This window comes from Mariniflexile sp., from assembly GCF_041583155.1.
Lineage (GTDB): Bacteria > Bacteroidota > Bacteroidia > Flavobacteriales > Flavobacteriaceae > Mariniflexile.
The window spans coordinates 1-16,718 of the sequence record NZ_JBFHGK010000065.1; the positions used below are offsets into that span (position 1 = coordinate 1).

Below are 16,718 nucleotides of genomic sequence, written 5' to 3' on the forward strand. Positions count from 1 at the left end.
CTTTTGAAAACCCAGATGGTTCGCCAGTAACCATTAATGAAGATTATTTTGGTAACCAAAGAACAACTAAAACGCCTTTTGTTGGTCCGTTTGAAAATTTAAAATTAGGTAAAAATAAAATTAAGGTTTGGAGTAATTAAATATGATCCATGCATATTTATTGTTAAATTATCAATTATCCAAAGAATGGAACGTAAAAAATTTATAAGAATTATTGGTTGTGGAGCTTTGGGTATTACACTAGCACCTGCTGTTTTTGCCAAAGGAGCTTACAATAAGTGCAATGAAGCACTCTGTAAATTTACTTGGGAAAAGTTGTGTGGCACTATTGGTAATTCGTATAGAACGAATGCGTTTAAGTATGTGCATCCTAAAAAAGATTTGCCTAATGTGTTTATTTATGGAGACTCCATTTCTATTGCGTATTCTTCAGCAGTTAGAGACATATTGGAAGGGAAAGCCACGGTAATTCGTTTATTTAAAAATGGTGGCTCTAGTAATGATTTCATTTCTAATATGGATACCATGCATAAAACCATGTTTCAACCTGGTTTAGCAGAAGGTTGGGATTTTAAATGGGATGTCATTCACTTTAATGTGGGATTACACGATTTAAAATACCTTAAAGGAAAGAATTTAGATAAGAAAAACGGAAAGCAAGTGTCTTCAATAAGTGTGTACAAAGATAATTTAGAAAAAATTTGTTCTTATTTGAAAATTAATTTTCCCAAGGCAAGATTAATTTTTGCAACAACAACCCCAGTTCCTAAAGGGGAAAAGGGTCGGTTTGAAGGAGATAGTGTAAAATACAATAAGGCCGCCATGGAAGTGTTGGGAAATCATCCTGATATAATAATAAATGATTTGTACGGCTATACAAAACCAAATTTTGAAGCATGGGTACAAGGACCAGGAAATGTTCATTATAATGAATTAGGTTTTAATCAACAAGGGGAAAAAGTAGCACAGGTAATAAGGGAATGTTTATAGTAATTAACTAGTTTATGAAAAATTTATCAACACAGGTTTTGATGTTTTGTTTACTTTTAATAGGAACAACGAGTTGTAAAAATAGGAAGAGCGAAGTAAAGGAAATAAAGCGGCCTAATTTTTTATTCGTTTTAGTAGATGATCAATCACCGTTCGATTTACAAGTGTATAATGCTAAATCCATTTTACAAACTCCTACCATTAGTAAATTGGCTAGCGAAGGAGTTGTTGTAGATGATGCTCGATTGATGGGAGCAGCTATAGGAGGTGTATGTACGCCATCAAGACATATGATAATGTCTGGTCGAACTTTGTGGCATTTACCACCAAGTTCAGGTCATAAAAACAACAATGAAAATGTACCAGATAGTTTGCAAAATCAAACTATAGGAGCAGTTTTTAATCGAGCTGGATATAAAACAATGCGCACATGTAAAAAAGGTAACTCGTATGCTAAGGCAAACAGCCAATTTACTGTGGTTCGGGATGCTACAAAACGAGGAGGAACAGAGGAAAGTGGAAGTGCATGGCATGCTAAACAAGTATTGGATTATTTGTGGGAAAGAGAACAAACAAAGGAAAAAGATCCATTTTTTATATATTTTGGGTTCTCGCATCCGCATGATACACGTGATGGCACGCCAGAATTATTAGAAAAATATGGTGCAGTAAATCATAAAGACAAAAATAAACTGCCAGAATTAAATGCGAAGCAACCCCAGCTTCCTGAAAATTACCTTTCAAAACACCCGTTTTTTCATGGGCATCCAGATCTTAGAGATGAAGTGCGCGTAAGTGGTGTATGGAAAAACAGAGATGAGAATACCATAAGAAATGAATTGGGAAGAGAGTTTGCGTGTTCTGAAAATATTGATACACAATTAGCTAAGGTCCTTAAAAAGTTGGAAGCTATGGGTGAATTAGATAACACATACATTATCTATACCGCAGATCATGGTATGGCTATAGGAAGACATGGTTTGCAAGGCAAACAAAATCTTTATGAACATACATGGCGTGTGCCTTTTATTATAAAAGGTCCTGGTATTGAAGCTGGAAAACGAGTAAAAGGAAGCATGTATTTGTTGGACCTGTTACCTACCGTATGTGATTTGGCAGGTATTGAAATTCCAAAAACGGTTGAGGGTAAAAGTTTAGTGCCGGTTTTAAAAGGGAAGCAAGAAACTATAAGGGATGTTATGTATGGAGTTTATGCAGGAGGGACTAAACCTGGTATGCGAACTGTAAAAAAAGGGGATTGGAAATTAATAAAATATGATGTTATGGATGGCCAATTGAGAGAAACACAGCTTTTTAATTTAGCCAAAAATCCAAATGAATATTTGCCAGAGCACAATAAAAAAGGAGATATGCAAACTAATTTGGCTAATAACCCTAAGTATGCCCATAAATTAGCAGAAATGGAAGCCTTGTTATTGGAACAAATGGTTACTCATGATGATCCATATAGGTTATGGAATCAGCCAGAGATAGATTAAAAAGACTTACTTACAAAAAAGCACTGTATCTTATTTTAGACACAGTGCTTTTTTGTGTGTTGTGTTTGTCTCTTTTTAAACTATAAAAGAGGTTTTAATTTTCCACATTAAAATACACCTTATAAAAATGCATTTTTTTGTCTTCATCATAACCACGTTCCATATATTCAGTGGATGCATCGGGGGCATCAATATCTAGTTTTATTTGTATGTTGGTATCTAGCTTAATATCGGTTTTAAACTTTTTCTTTTCTTTGTTTACAACACTTTCGGCGACATCAAACTGGTTTCTAATGATTACGTTTTTTTCTTCTTGGAATGTTTTTTTATAATCTTCAAATAAGTTTTTATGTTTGTCTTCTTCAAAAAGTTCGTCTTTAAAACGTTCAATATTTACAACTTCATTTTCTTTAAAAAAATCGATGGTTTTTGCTAAAAACGTATTTTGTTCCTGTGCTCCGTAGGTAGTTTTAATAATCTCTGTTGAAAAATCTTTACACAGTTCTATATATTGTTGTGTGTGGTTGTTGGCATCATCAGCATATTTAATGTTTAAAAACTGATTTAACCAATATTGAGCATCGTAACTGTTATTGTCTACACTTAATATAATATTGCCTTCAGTATCTGTTTGATTTAAAATAATACAGCCTTTATCTACTTTTTTAGAAGAAATTCCTTTTTGTACCAAAACATCATAACTATTATTTTCTAAATAGGTTTGAAAGAAGTTTACCTTGCTTTCAATCTTAAAAATGCCTAGGGCATTGGTTGTGATTTCGTTAAATTCAATACCCTCAAACATAACCACCAATACGTCGCCTGTTTTAATTTGGGCAGAAGTAGATTGCTCAAATAAATGCGTTACAATGTGTTTTGAAACATCTATAAAAGCGTCTTCGTCATTAAAAATTTGTGTGCTGTAACTATTAATTTCGTTTAATGCAATATTAGCATGATGGTTAAACCTATAACTTTGAACCACGCTTCCGAAAGGTCTTAACAGGAAAGGTAGCATAAGGTCGTAACTTGCTTCGTCAAACTCAACTAGTTTTTCTGAAAAAGCGTTCTTAGTGTCATTAAATTTATTTCCAACTTTGTGAATGATGAATTTTGAAATGGAGGCGTTTTTTCTTGAAATCATGGTGTTTTTTAAACAAGTTTTGTTAAATGTGGGTTTGTGATTATTTTTTATTAAATAATTAAACGGTGAATTAGTTTATGCGATACAGTAATATGGAATTGCTATCACCTTTAGTAACAAACTCCAACCCTGGATCTTTATCTATATTATCTAAGGCCATTTCTGAATTTCCATATAAAGGGAAATTAGAAATCAGGTTTCCTAAACTGTCATATAGATATACTTTTTGAGTCTGTAAATCGGTGATGGAAACATAAATTTTATCGTTAATATAGAATAGCTCCGGTTTTGTATAGGTGCCGAATTCCATTTCTACAGTATTACTTTTTATGGTTAGTTTGTTATCGCTAAGAGTTACCAAGGTTTTACTAGATGCGTCAATACTATGTTTCTCGGCAAGATTTAAATTTTGAGTTGAAACATTACCTCTAGTATCTACAGAAAGCAACTGTCCGCTCGAAGTAGTAGTAGTAGTAAACCTATTATTATATAAGAATATTGGTTGGTTTGAGTAGGTTACAGAACTTTTTGGTGTTAATCTAGGGTTGCCCACTCTATCTATAATATGTAAAGTGTTTGCTGTTTTAAACACAATGTAATCTTTACCGCTTATTCTAAAATGTTTAGGTTGACTAATTATAGGGTCTTTAGCCGATTTAAAGTTAAAGCCATTAACCAATTTAGAGTTTACATCGTAAACCAAAAGATGTTTGCCTTGAGTTACAAATAATCGGTAATTTTTGTTTTTATCATAGTCAAACACCGAAAGCGGTTGTGTTATTTCATCATTAAACTTACCAGGGAAAGGTGTAACATCTTTGCCATCTCTGTCAATAACGTAAACGCGGTGCGGTGTTGCAAAGGCCAATTGTAACCTCCCGTTTTTAAAAATATCTATTTGTTCGATAGTACCTAAAACAGTTCCTTCAAGTTGCTTTTTCCAAAGAATTTTGCCTTTATTCGAAATTAGATACAGATTGTTTTTAACATCTTGAATTATAATTTCTTTTTCTTTGGTTAAATGATTGGTTACAAATTGCGGTTTGGTTAAAATATCATCACCCAATTTTATGTTTAATTCTTGAGAAACAGAACTTTGAACTGCTGTAACTTTACTCTTATTTATTATAGCATTTACATGAGCAAAATTAGAATCGTAAATAAATTGAATTGCCGAGGTGCTGTAATTATTGAAGCTGTCATCTAAATCATCTTTAAAATGATTACTTAATATAGTTTTCAATGATTGATTATTTATAGCTAACAATAAGGAAGAAGCATTACTCAGTTGCTCCTTTATTTTCACAAAGGTATCAAGCTCATTATATGTTGTTTTGTTTTGGTAATTAGCGATGATGGTTTGAAGCAAACTTACATTTTCAGAAAACACAAAAAAGTTGTCTAAAACGCAATAGGAATCAAATGTCTCTTTTTTTACTAATGGGGAGAATGTATTAGCAAATAAGCTAGGTTCGCTAAAGCTATAAATTTCAATACCTCTGTAAGTTTCTTTAATAGTTTGTTCGCTAATGAGAGCGTCTTCGGTAGCAATAACATCTATAGAATTAAGAGCAATAGCTCGGTTTTCACCTTCATAAATTACCCCAACTTCAGTGATGTTGTCAAATATTGGAGAACTATTTGTTTGCTTATTTTTTTTATTAAAGGCTTTTAGATTAGCATCAATAGTTTTAAAACTTTTAAAAGTAAAACTCATAAAGCCATCGCTACTATTTGGTGTTACGTTTTGTATTTGATTTTCTTGCGGAATGGTGCCTTTAAATATATTGTTGAGAATTTTTGTAGTATCTGTGGCCTTTGTGATACCATTAATATAAATGCCGTTTTGGTTAACATCAACATCAATAGCCATGTAGCTTGTTAAAGCTTTTAGGCTCAGGGCATCTTCTATAAAAAATGACTTTATAAAAGGAGAATTGGCATTAATAATAATTGAAAATGTTTTATCATCGCTCGTTGAATTGTAAATTTTAACTAACTCTTCATTCATGTTTGGGTTAGCAAAAATACCGTCTATTATAGATCTAGATGAAGTTGCAAAAAAAGTGCTATCTACAACAGTGCTGTAAAACGTGTAATCATTGAAGGTAGATTTTGTAAGACTTTCATTTTTGTAAGTTAGTGTTTCTTCAATGTAATTTTTAATGGAATCTCTTTTGAATAAATGTGGCGTGTATTTGGTAATGATGGAATATTGTAAACTGTCGTTACCATCATTTGAAAAACAAATAAGCATTTCGCCATTTGGTTTAAAAAGTTTTAAATTTTCAAGTTTTGATTCTAAATTTTTATAGGCAGCAGTTTTTGAGAATTTACTAAGAAAGTCACTGTTTTTAATACTACTTTTTAATTCCTCTAAATTGGATGTTTTTATAATAATAGAAGCGTTCTCTGGAACAAAATCTATGAGATTTGTACGCGTAGTAACCTTATTAGAACAACTAAAAACCACAAGAGCTAAAAGGGCTAAATAAAGAAATTTCATTTGTTTAAATTTATTGTTTTAAGGTGGTCAGATGCAATTCGCTAATAAATATCTTGGGTTGTGTTTAGAAGTTTTATATAACGAATTTCATTAATACGAATTAAATTATACAAACCTACATATTTTTCAATTTATAGTTTGTAAAAACAATGTAATCTATACTACTTTTTTCAATTAATAACCCTAAACTTCCAACTTTAATTGTTCTGGGATTAATCTAAATGATTTTCGGTGGTATTTAGTTACACCATATTTTCGAATGGCTTCGCGGTGTTCTGCTGTGGGGTAACCTTTATTTTGCTTCCAATTGTACATTGGGAATTCTTCATGAATGGTGTTCATGTAGGCATCGCGATACGTTTTTGCTAACACCGATGCAGCAGCAATGCTTAAATATTTGCCGTCACCTTTTATTATGGTTTCAAAGGGGATATCATTATAGGGTTTAAATCTATTACCATCAACTATAATAAATTCAGGCTGAGGGCTTAATTGACTTATAGATTGTTGCATTGCCAAAATAGAAGCATTCAATATGTTTATTTGATCAATTTCTTCTTGATAAACGTGCGAAACTCCAAAAGTTAAAGCTTGTAACTCTATAATAGGTTTTAGTAAATCTCTTTTAGGCTCACTTAATTTTTTGGAATCGTTTAGTAGCGAATTTTTAAACTTTGGAGAAAGAATAACGGCTGCGGCTGTAACCGGACCAGCTAAACAGCCTCGGCCGGCTTCATCTGTACCGCATTCTAATATAATACCTGAATGATTTTTTAGGAGCATTTGTGTTTTAAATAATTACAAATTTATGATTTTTATAACAACCGTAAGGGGTTCAGTAGGTTAGTTTTGGAATTAGTGAATATTCAGGCTTTTTCAAAATTTATTAAATCTTTTTTATTGGAATTGCCAAAATCGTAATTTTTATTTACTGAAAATCAACAAATCGTTAAATTTTAACTTATTAATTTGCAATTTTTGCTTGTTTCTTTAAGATAATATTAAGAAGTTTGCCGCTGACTAATTCAAACAATTATTTTTTATGAAAATAAAATTTACGTATTTATTAACGTTTTTTCTAGTGTTAAGTATTCACTTGTCTTACGCTCAAGGAAAATCAATCACTGGTAAAATTACTGACTCGTACGGCATCCCATTGGAAGGAGTAACTATTATTATAGAAGGCTCTAACCGTGGTGTGGTATCAGATTTTGATGGAAACTATTCAATATCTGCAAAACCAACGGACGTTTTAAAGATTACATTTATCGGAATGAAAACCCAACTTATTACGGTTGGTACTAAAACTACGGTGAATGTAGTTTTAAAAGAAGATCTTGAAGATTTAGATACTGTTGTAATTACAGGTTATCAAAATGTGAAAAGAGAATTATTTACAGGAGCATCTCAAACCATTAAAGCAGCCGATATTAAGCTTGATGGTGAAGCAGATATATCACGAGCTCTAGAGGGTAGAGCAGCAGGGGTAAGCGTACAAAACGTTACAGGAACGTTTGGTGCTGCGCCTAGAATTACCATTAGAGGTTCGTCATCTATTTTAGGTGATACTAAGCCAATTTGGATTATTGATGGTGTTATTCAAGAAGAAATTGTTAGTTTATCTCTAACAGATTTAGTTTCTGGAGATGCCAATACACTATTAAGTTCTGCTGTGGCAGGTTTAAATGCTTCAGATGTTGAAAGCTTTGAAATTTTGAAAGATGCTTCTGCAACAGCTTTATACGGAGCAAGAGCACTAAACGGTGTGGTTGTAATTACTACTAAAACAGGTAAAAAGAATCAAAAACCGACCTTTAATTACAGTGCAGAATATGCTGTAAGAGATTTACCTAGGTACTCAAATTATGATTTGTTAAATTCACAAGAAACTGTTTCTATTTATAGAGAAATGGAAACTAAAGGATTTTTAAACTTACCGTCTTCTTTTCAAGGTCGTTATGGTGGCATATATAATATTATGTACAGAGCCATTAATAATTATAATGAAACAACAGGCGAATTTCAACTTGTAAACACTCCAGAAGCCAAAGCGGCATTTTTACAGCAATATGAAACTGCCAATACAGACTGGTTTAAAGTTTTGTTTAGTGCAGCACCAACACAAACACACACATTGAGTTTTTCAGGTGGTGGCGAAAAATCGACGTCTTATGCTTCTATTGGTTATTATACAGATGCTGGTTGGACAGTTGCAGATAGAGTTAGAAGAATTACCAGTAATTTAAGAAATACTTATTATTTATTGGATGACGACTTAACAATTACTACACAATTGCAAGGGTCTATAAGAAATCAATTAGCACCTGGTACTTTTTCAAGACAGGAAGATGTTGTAAGTGGTTCTTTTTCAAGAGATTTTGATATTAACCCATTTAGTTATGCTTTAAATACAAGTAGAGCATTAAGACCTTATGATAATAATGGTGAATTGGAATATTCTCGTTATAACTGGGCGCCTTTCAATATCTTAAATGAAATTGAGAATAATACGCTTGAATTAAACGTATCTGATATCAAATTTCAGATTCAATCAGAATATAAATTAAATGATAATTTAACTTATAATTTCTTAGGTTCTGCAAGATATGCTACATCTAATAATGAACAAGCGATAACAGAAAGTTCAAATGTTGTAGGTGCGTACCGCGCAGATGAAACAACAATTGTACAAGATTCAAATACATTTTTGTTTACCGACCCAGATGAACCAAATTCAAGACCAAAAGTAGTATTGCCTGTTGGAGGAATTTTAACTACTTCAAAAAATTCATTAGTAACATATACTTTAAGAAATACATTAGATTTCAATAAAAGGTTTATGGATGATGTTCATGGCTTAAGAGTTTATGGAGGTCAAGAATACAGATATACCGACAGAAGTGCAAGTTCATACACAGGATACGGATATCAATTTGATAGAGGTGGTATTGTATTCACAGATCCAGATATGCTTAAGAAAGTTATTTTAGAAGGAAATGATTATTTTTCTGCTTCGGAAACCAGACAACGTGAAGTATCCTTTTTTGCAAACGTAACTTATGATTTTGATAAAAAATATGTTTTAAACATTACTGGTAATTACGAAGGATCTAATAGAGCTGGAAAATCATCACAATCTAGATGGTTACCAACTTATACTATTGGTGGTAAATGGAATGCAGATAAGGAAGATTTCATTAGAAATTCAAATGTTGTTTCAAGCTTGGCATTCAGACCGAGTTACGGTTTAGTAGCGCTTTTAGCAGATAATGCAACCAATAACTTAGCGGTATTCAGAAACCAAGTAACAGACAGGTTGTTTTCAGATGACCGTGAAAATTATATTAATATTGAGGATTTACAAAATAGTGAGTTGACTTGGGAAAAAACTCTTGAGTTAAACTTAGGTATGGATATAGGATTCCTTAATAATAACATATTAATGAACTTTGATGTTTATTTCAGAAAAGGTAAGGATTTAATTGACCTTATTAGAACAACAGGTATTGGAGGTGAGTCTTTAAAGCTTGGAAATAACTCTGAAATGACTACAAATGGTATTGAGTTTCAATTAACAACAACCAACCTAAAAACAGATAACTTTAGTTGGAAATCTAGTTTTAATGTTTCTCACTTCAATCAGGAAATAACTTCATTAAAACAAGAATCTAATGTTTTTGATTTAGTAGTTGGTACAGGTAACGGAAACGCTATTGGTTTCCCAAGAGGATCTTTATTCTCTTATAAATTTCAAGGACTTAATGAGTTTGGGTTACCACAATTCTTAACAGATCATCCAGATTTCGATCCAGCAAATCCATACGACCTAATAGATTTCCAAGATACTGACAATGTATTGGAATATTTACAGTATGAAGGAGGAACAGAGCCAAATATCTCTGGTGGTTTATCTAATAATTTCAAATATAAAAATTGGGATTTAAGCTTTTTCATATCGTTCTCGGCTGGAAATAAAGTAAGATTAGATCCGTCTTTTGCATCGGTATACAACGATTTAGATGTATTTCCTAGAGAATTTGTAAACAGATGGATTAATCCAGGTGATGAAAATATTACAAACGTACCTGTTATTGCATCTCAAAGTTTACTTCAATCATTTGGAGAAAGTAACTTAGCAAGACTATACAATGCTTATAATTATTCAACAGAACGTGTGGCTGATGGTGGTTTTGTTAGAATGAAAAATATTTCACTTGGATACTCATTTGATAAGAATACAATTGAAAAACTTGGTCTGTCAACTTTTAGATTAAGTATGCAATCAACAAATCCATTTTTAATATACTCAGATTCTAAATTAGGAGGTCAAGATCCAGAATTTTTCAGATCTGGTGGTGTAGCATATCCTATATCTCGATTATTTACTTTTTCGTTAAACCTTGGATTTTAAAAAAAATAACTATGAAAAATATAAAATTTAATATTATATCGATAGGTGTTCTTTTTCTATCAGTAGTTTCATGTAATGATATTTTGGATGAAACACCAGACAACAGAACAACCATAGATTCGGCAGAAAAAATTGCAGAACTATTAGTGGCAGCTTACCCAGAAGGCGCATATGCCCCTTTTTTAGAACCTATGTCAGATAACGCTGGAGATAAAAGTGCCAGTGCTGCTGAAGTTAGGATTAATGAAGAAATGTTTTTTTGGAAGGATCTAAATGATACTGATAACGATACCCCTACAAATTACTGGAACAGAGCTTATAAGGCCATATCACAAGCAAATCAAGCCTTATTGTCTATTGAAGAATTAGGAGGTGGTGCTGAATTTAATGCACTAAAAGGAGAGGCACTAATTTGTCGTGCTTATGCTCACTTTATGTTGGTAACTATTTTTTCAAAAGAATACAATCCTGCTACAGCCGATACAGATTTAGGAATACCTTACGTGTTAGAACCTGAAACAGTACTTTTAGGTGATTACCAAAGAGGAACGGTAGCAGAAGTATATGCTAATATCGAAAAAGATTTAGAAGAAGGTTTGCCATTAATTTCAGATGACTATGGAGTTAAAGCTTATCATTTTACTAAAGCAGCTGCCAATGCATTTGCATCTCGTTTTTACCTTTCTGTAGGAGAGTGGGAAAAAGTAATAACACACAGTACATTGGCTCTTAGTGGAGGCGGTGCAGAAGTTCTAAGAGGGTGGGAAGCCTTTTATAGAACAAGTACTTATTCTGAACAATCAAGTAGATATATTTCATCAACTGTAGAGCCAGCTAACTTACTATTGGTGTCGGCCCCTTCTACATTTGCAAGATTTCATTATACTGCAAGATATCAGTTAAATACAACCAAAAAGAATGAGATATTTCCAACCTATAATGGTACAAATAAACAATGGTCTTATGCAGTTTATGGTTCTAATGATTTGTACTATAACGTACCTAAATTTTCTGAATATTTTAAAGTAACTAATCAAGCGGCAGGTACTGGTTTTGCTTATGTGACTTTTGTACTTTTTACTACAGATGAAGCCATTTTAAACAGAGCTGAAGCTTACGCTATGTTAGGACAATTACAAAATGCAACGGATGACATTAATACCTCTTACTCAGTAAAAACGAGAAGTTATAGCGCAGCTACTGATAAGTTAACTATTGAAAATGTACAAAGCCGTTTTCCTGTAACGGATAACACATTGTATACGCCATTTTACACGATTCCTACGGAAAGCTTACCATTTATAAATGCCATTTTAAATATTAAAAGAACCATATTTTATAATGAAGGAATGCGTTGGTTTGATATTAAGAGACTTAATATGGCTGTTGAGCACCGTGATATTTTTGGAAATATTTATAATTTACCAAAAGATGATCTTAGAAGACAATTGCAAATTCCTGAAGCAGCAAGATCTTTTGGTATTACTCAAAACCCTAGATAAATTTAATTTTTACAAATTATGAAAAAGCATATATATATAATTCTAACTTATGTTGCATTTGCCACAATGTGGACTTGTAGCAATAATGAGGATCGAGTTGGCGAAAGTCAAATAGATACAACAACCCCAATATTAAATGAATTAGATATTTATTTAAGGGAAAATTTTGTTGCACCTTATAACATTGAAGTGCAATATAAATGGAATATCAATGAAACTGATATTGACAGATATTTACATCCGCCTTATGAGTCTAGTGTAGAGCCAGTTGCCAATGCGCTTATTAAAGCTTGGATAGAACCGTACACAACAGTAGGTGGTCCAGATTTTATAAAAAAAATTGCTCCTAGACAATTTACATTTGCTGGAAGTTTTAATTACAACCCTAACAGTCCAACCATAACTTTAGGTGTGGCTGAAGCTGGAGCAAAGATTACTTTGTTCAATATTGATTACCTAGATTTTTCAGATATTAATAGTATAAAAGAGCCATTAAAAACAGTGCAACATGAATATGGTCATATTTTAAATCAAAACTATCCAATTGATATCATGTATGGTCAAATTAACCCTGCTGATTATACAGCACAATGGTTTAACAGAACAGATGCACAAGCTAGAGAATTAGGTTACATAACAGCTTATGGATCAAGTCAAGAAAGTGAAGATTTTGTAGAAATGGTTTCAGAAATGTTAACGAATTCTAAAGAATCTTTTGACGCTATAGTTAATGGCATTTCAAGTGCTACTGCTAGAAGTTACATCAGACAAAAAGAAGCTTTCGTTGTAAAATATTATCTTGATAATTTTGGAATAGATATTTATGAACTTCAAGCATTGATAGAAGCAGCAACTCAACAACTCGTAAATTAAAAAAGCTATGAAAAATATTCGCAACACAAGTTATTGGCTAATTAGCCTGATGTTTATAACTTTATTTTCTTGTAATAATGATGATGACAATTTGCTTTTTTCGGAATCTCCGGCAGAACGAATTTCACAAAGCACTAGTGAATTAGTAAATTTATTAGTTGAACAGCAAAATGGTTATAAAGGGGTGTATTTCACAAAGAACGATGAGTTTGGAGGTTTTACATTCTATATGAAATTCAATGCTGATGGTACTGTTACTATGACTTCCGATTTTGATTCTGAAACAGATTTATTTACATCTTCTTATGATGTTAGGTTAGGAACAGCAACAGAGCTTGTCTTCACAACAAGAAATCATATTCAAAAAGTAAGTGATCCAGAATATGGAGGTTTACGAGGGGCAGGATTTAAAGGAACATCAGTTTTTCAATTTTTTAAGAATGAAAATGGTACTTTAACTTTCAAAGATGTAAGAAACAGTAGTACTGCAAGTTTTATTTTAGAGCCTACAGGATTTAGTGACTTTGAAACAGAAAGTGTAGCCAAAGCAAAGGAATCACTTGCACAACGTGATAATCTTTTGCCAACAGCGCAAACTTCTGTGTTTCAGGTTTTAAGATTTGAAAATGAGAATGGCATCCAAAATTATAATTTAAATTACGACTCTTTAAGATTGTACGCAACCCCTAGAACCCAAAATGATACAGGGGAGGTTTCCGAACTTAATTTTGGTGTAGCATTTTCGGATACAGGATTAACCATAAACCCAGCAATAACTTTTGAAGGAGAAACATATGAAGATTTTGTGTTTGATTATCCTACAAATAGTTATGTGTCAACCGTAAATGGAACTACTGCAACTATTTTATTCAGTAATACTCCTGTGTTTTTAACAGATGATGTTAATGGTCTTGGAAAAACTGGTCATCAAGTTTTTGGTTCACGTTTATCGTTTGGTGTAAATAGCTTAACTTCTCCAGGGTTTGATGCGCTTATTTCAACAGTAAACCAAAATATTAAAGGAATAAGTGCTAACGCAAATGCTTATTGGAGTTATAGTGGTATAGAATTTTATGTAGTGCCTAATGCTACAACAGGATATGTAACTTTGTATGTTATGGTTTATAGTTCTGGTCCTACTTCTACTGCTACTTATTATGCAGGATATAACTTTAGACAGACTATTGAAAATAATAAAGTTTATTATACTTATGTAGGCGCTGCAAATGGCAATGGTTCATATTTCCTAAATGCTGTAACACCGTTATTGCAGTTCTTTTTAAGTCCAGATGGTATGTATTTTACCGATCAAGGTTCTTTTTCTTCAAGCCTTTTTAGTTATTCTAATTTATCATCAACATTTACTAGCGCATCTCAACCAAACTTGCGTTTATATGGGTTATGGTTTAATTAGAAAGTAGTTTAACTTATTTACTAAAACCTCTAAATTCAGCATACTTGAATTTAGAGGTTTTTTTATTCCTCGAAATAAATAATTTTTTCAATATACAGCGTTATCATATTTTGTATTTACATTTGCAGCGTTATAAAATGATTAAGCGTTTATAATCACTTAACTTAGTATCGAAACAAATTATTATGACTTTACATTCAGGATTTAAAATGACCAATATTTTTTATTTAAATAAAACCTTAGTCGTAATAGTGTTCTTTATAGCACAGTGTAACCTGCTCTTGTCTCAAGGAAAACCAGAAAAACCAAATCGTTTAGGTAGGGAGTTGGGCATCACACAAGCCAAAGATTCTTCCGAAAAACCACTTCCTAAAATTTCTGAATATTTAATAATATCTTCCGAAAATGATACCACATACGTTGATACCACGCTTTCTATAAAAAAAGAGTACAAATTTAATTATCTACGAAAAGACGAGTTTGGGTTAATCCCATTTTCAAATATGGGGCAGACTTATAATAGTCTTACGCACAATTTTCAAAACACCAGTTTAATGCCTGGTATAGGAGCACGAGCAAAACATTACTTTTTTTGGGAAGTGGACGATGTTAATTATTACCGAGTACCAACACCGTTAACTGAGTTGTTTTTCAAAACAGCCTTCGAGCAGGGGCAGACAACGGACGCTTTTTTTACAATAAACACATCACCACAATTTAACTTTTCGATAGCATATAAAGGTTTGCGTTCCTTAGGTAAATACCAACATATATTGGCAAGTAGTGGTAATTTTAGGTTTACTACCAACTACCAGGCAAAAAATGAGCGCTATTTCATGAAAACGCATATTGTAACTCAAGATTTGCTTAACCAAGAAAATGGTGGATTACAAGATGATAATGTTCAGTATTTCGAAACGGGTGATCCAGAGTTTTTGGACCGTTCTATTTTTACAGTAAATTTTGAAAATGCTGAAAACCTATTAAAATCAAAGCGATTTTATTTAGATCACAATTATTATTTAATTTCAAAAACAGATTCGCTTTCTAAAAACAAACTTAGTATTGGGCACATTATGTCTTTTGAAGATAAATATTATCAGTTCGATCAAACATCTAGCGATAGTTATTTCGGACAGTCTAATGCCAGCACTGGTTTAAAAGATCGTTCTTCTTTAGAATATTTTTATAATCAATTCCAATTAAATTATAGCAACAACATTATTGGAAACTTACAGTTTAATGTAAGTAATAGTAATTATAATTATGGTTATGATAAAGTAGCCGTGTTAAATGGAAATACAATAACCAACAGATTAAAAGGAAATGTGTTTGCTGCTGGGGGTAAATATTTAAAGCAATATAGAGGTTTTCAGTTAGATGGTGATTTTGGTGTCAATTTAACAGGAAATCTATCAGGAAATTTTCTTAAGGCAACCGCTAGTTTTAAACTAAATGACGAGATAGCAGGGTCTGCAACCTTAAACCACAGTTCAAAATCACCAAACTTCAACGCACTTTTATATCAGAGTAATTACGAAAATTATATTTGGCAAAATAATTTCAATAATACGGAAACGCAGCAACTTGCCTTTCAATTAAAATATAAAAGTTTAGCAAACATTACAGTAGATCTTAACACAATAACCGATTACGTATATTTTAAAAAGGACGAAACCACACTTCAAGTCGAACCATTTCAGAATAATAGTACCATAACATATTTAAGAGTAAAATTAGAGAATGAATTAAAACTAGGAAAGTTCGCGTTAAATAATACCATTCTGTATCAAAATACACAAGACAATAATAATGTGTTAAATGTACCAGATTTTACTACTCGTAATACGCTGTACTATTCAAATCACTTATTCAAAAAGGCGATGTTCTTGCAAACAGGGGTGACTTTTAATTATTTTACAAAGTATTACATGGATGCCTACAACCCTTTATTAGCAGAATTTTACGTACAAACCGAAAAAGAATACGGAGCATTTCCGCGATTAGACTTTTTCGTAAACGCCAAAATCCGTCAAACCAGAATTTATTTTAAAGCAGAACATTTTAATTCATCTTTCACAGGCTATAATTTTTATTCAGCACCAAATTATCCGTATCGCGATTTTACGGTACGTTTTGGATTGGTTTGGAATTTCTTTCTATAAATAATTTACACCTTCCCACAGTATTTTAAATTTTCTTGTTATCCAATTTAAGAATAAGTTTAAGTTTTAGAAGGCACCTTGCGTATTCCATTTTGATTTGGCTGTTGTATATCAATAAAAATAAGCAAGGCATACAATATAAAAGGCGTAGGTTAAGAAGTGGTCCTGCAATAGGATGCTTCCAGGAAGGTAAGGTCTTAAAAGAAGATCAAAA

The 16,718-nt window shown here is 32.2% G+C and carries 10 protein-coding genes; 7 read left to right on the forward strand and 3 right to left on the reverse strand.

Annotation, left to right across the window (positions count from 1 at the left end):
- Window positions 1-186 precede the first annotated feature (186 nt).
- Window positions 187-990: an SGNH/GDSL hydrolase family protein gene (locus ABYI63_RS15950; protein WP_372757777.1), complete on the forward strand. Its 804-nt coding sequence runs from the start codon at window positions 187-189 to the stop codon at window positions 988-990.
- Between the two features lie 14 nt (window positions 991-1,004).
- Window positions 1,005-2,489: a sulfatase-like hydrolase/transferase gene (locus ABYI63_RS15955; protein ID WP_372757778.1), complete on the forward strand. Its 1,485-nt coding sequence runs from the start codon at window positions 1,005-1,007 to the stop codon at window positions 2,487-2,489.
- A 94-nt stretch (window positions 2,490-2,583) separates the two neighbouring features.
- Here ABYI63_RS15955 and ABYI63_RS15960 read toward each other — a convergent pair whose 3' ends face one another.
- From ABYI63_RS15960 to ABYI63_RS15970, 3 genes are all read right to left on the reverse strand, one after another.
- Entirely contained in the window at window positions 2,584-3,633 is a 1,050-nt protein-coding gene (locus ABYI63_RS15960; protein WP_372757780.1) for a nucleoid-associated protein, read from the reverse strand.
- A 70-nt stretch (window positions 3,634-3,703) separates the two neighbouring features.
- On the reverse strand, window positions 3,704-6,139 hold the full coding sequence (locus ABYI63_RS15965; protein ID WP_372757781.1) for a ribonuclease HII: 2,436 nt from the start codon (window positions 6,137-6,139) through the stop codon (window positions 3,704-3,706).
- Between the two features lie 183 nt (window positions 6,140-6,322).
- The gene (locus tag ABYI63_RS15970; RefSeq protein ID WP_372757782.1) at window positions 6,323-6,922 is read right to left on the reverse strand and encodes a ribonuclease HII; all 600 of its coding nucleotides are present in this window, start codon (window positions 6,920-6,922) and stop codon (window positions 6,323-6,325) included.
- Between the two features lie 259 nt (window positions 6,923-7,181).
- Between ABYI63_RS15970 and ABYI63_RS15975 the strand changes: the two genes are divergently transcribed.
- The 5 genes from ABYI63_RS15975 to ABYI63_RS15995 all read left to right on the forward strand — a co-directional run bounded on the left by ABYI63_RS15975 (window position 7,182) and on the right by ABYI63_RS15995 (window position 16,504).
- A complete protein-coding gene (locus ABYI63_RS15975) occupies window positions 7,182-10,550 on the forward strand; it encodes a SusC/RagA family TonB-linked outer membrane protein (protein WP_372757783.1) in 3,369 nt (1,122 codons plus the stop codon).
- A gap of 11 nt (window positions 10,551-10,561) precedes the next feature.
- Window positions 10,562-12,052 carry a RagB/SusD family nutrient uptake outer membrane protein gene (locus ABYI63_RS15980; protein WP_372757784.1) on the forward strand — a complete coding sequence of 497 codons (1,491 nt, stop codon included), beginning with the start codon at window positions 10,562-10,564 and terminating at the stop codon, window positions 12,050-12,052.
- 18 nt (window positions 12,053-12,070) lie between these two features.
- A complete protein-coding gene (locus ABYI63_RS15985; protein WP_372757786.1) occupies window positions 12,071-12,925 on the forward strand; it encodes a substrate import-associated zinc metallohydrolase lipoprotein in 855 nt (284 codons plus the stop codon).
- Between the two features lie 7 nt (window positions 12,926-12,932).
- Window positions 12,933-14,339 (forward strand): DUF4302 domain-containing protein, encoded by a 1,407-nt coding sequence (locus tag ABYI63_RS15990; protein WP_372757788.1) that lies wholly within the window; start codon window positions 12,933-12,935, stop codon window positions 14,337-14,339.
- Between the two features lie 185 nt (window positions 14,340-14,524).
- On the forward strand, window positions 14,525-16,504 hold the full coding sequence (locus ABYI63_RS15995) for a putative porin (RefSeq protein ID WP_372757790.1): 1,980 nt from the start codon (window positions 14,525-14,527) through the stop codon (window positions 16,502-16,504).
- The last annotated feature ends 214 nt before the right edge of the window (window positions 16,505-16,718 follow it).

Excerpts from the sequence above, each read along its gene's own strand:
- ABYI63_RS15950 (WP_372757777.1), top strand. The coding sequence starts at position 187 with ATGGAACGTAAAAAATTTATAAGAATTATTGGTTGTGGAGCTTTGGGT.
- ABYI63_RS15955 (WP_372757778.1), top strand. The coding sequence starts at position 1,005 with ATGAAAAATTTATCAACACAGGTTTTGATGTTTTGTTTACTTTTAATA.
- ABYI63_RS15960 (WP_372757780.1), bottom strand. The coding sequence starts at position 3,633 with ATGATTTCAAGAAAAAACGCCTCCATTTCAAAATTCATCATTCACAAA.
- ABYI63_RS15965 (WP_372757781.1), bottom strand. The coding sequence starts at position 6,139 with ATGAAATTTCTTTATTTAGCCCTTTTAGCTCTTGTGGTTTTTAGTTGT.
- ABYI63_RS15970 (WP_372757782.1), bottom strand. The coding sequence starts at position 6,922 with ATGCTCCTAAAAAATCATTCAGGTATTATATTAGAATGCGGTACAGAT.
- ABYI63_RS15975 (WP_372757783.1), top strand. The coding sequence starts at position 7,182 with ATGAAAATAAAATTTACGTATTTATTAACGTTTTTTCTAGTGTTAAGT.
- ABYI63_RS15980 (WP_372757784.1), top strand. The coding sequence starts at position 10,562 with ATGAAAAATATAAAATTTAATATTATATCGATAGGTGTTCTTTTTCTA.
- ABYI63_RS15985 (WP_372757786.1), top strand. The coding sequence starts at position 12,071 with ATGAAAAAGCATATATATATAATTCTAACTTATGTTGCATTTGCCACA.
- ABYI63_RS15990 (WP_372757788.1), top strand. The coding sequence starts at position 12,933 with ATGAAAAATATTCGCAACACAAGTTATTGGCTAATTAGCCTGATGTTT.
- ABYI63_RS15995 (WP_372757790.1), top strand. The coding sequence starts at position 14,525 with ATGACTTTACATTCAGGATTTAAAATGACCAATATTTTTTATTTAAAT.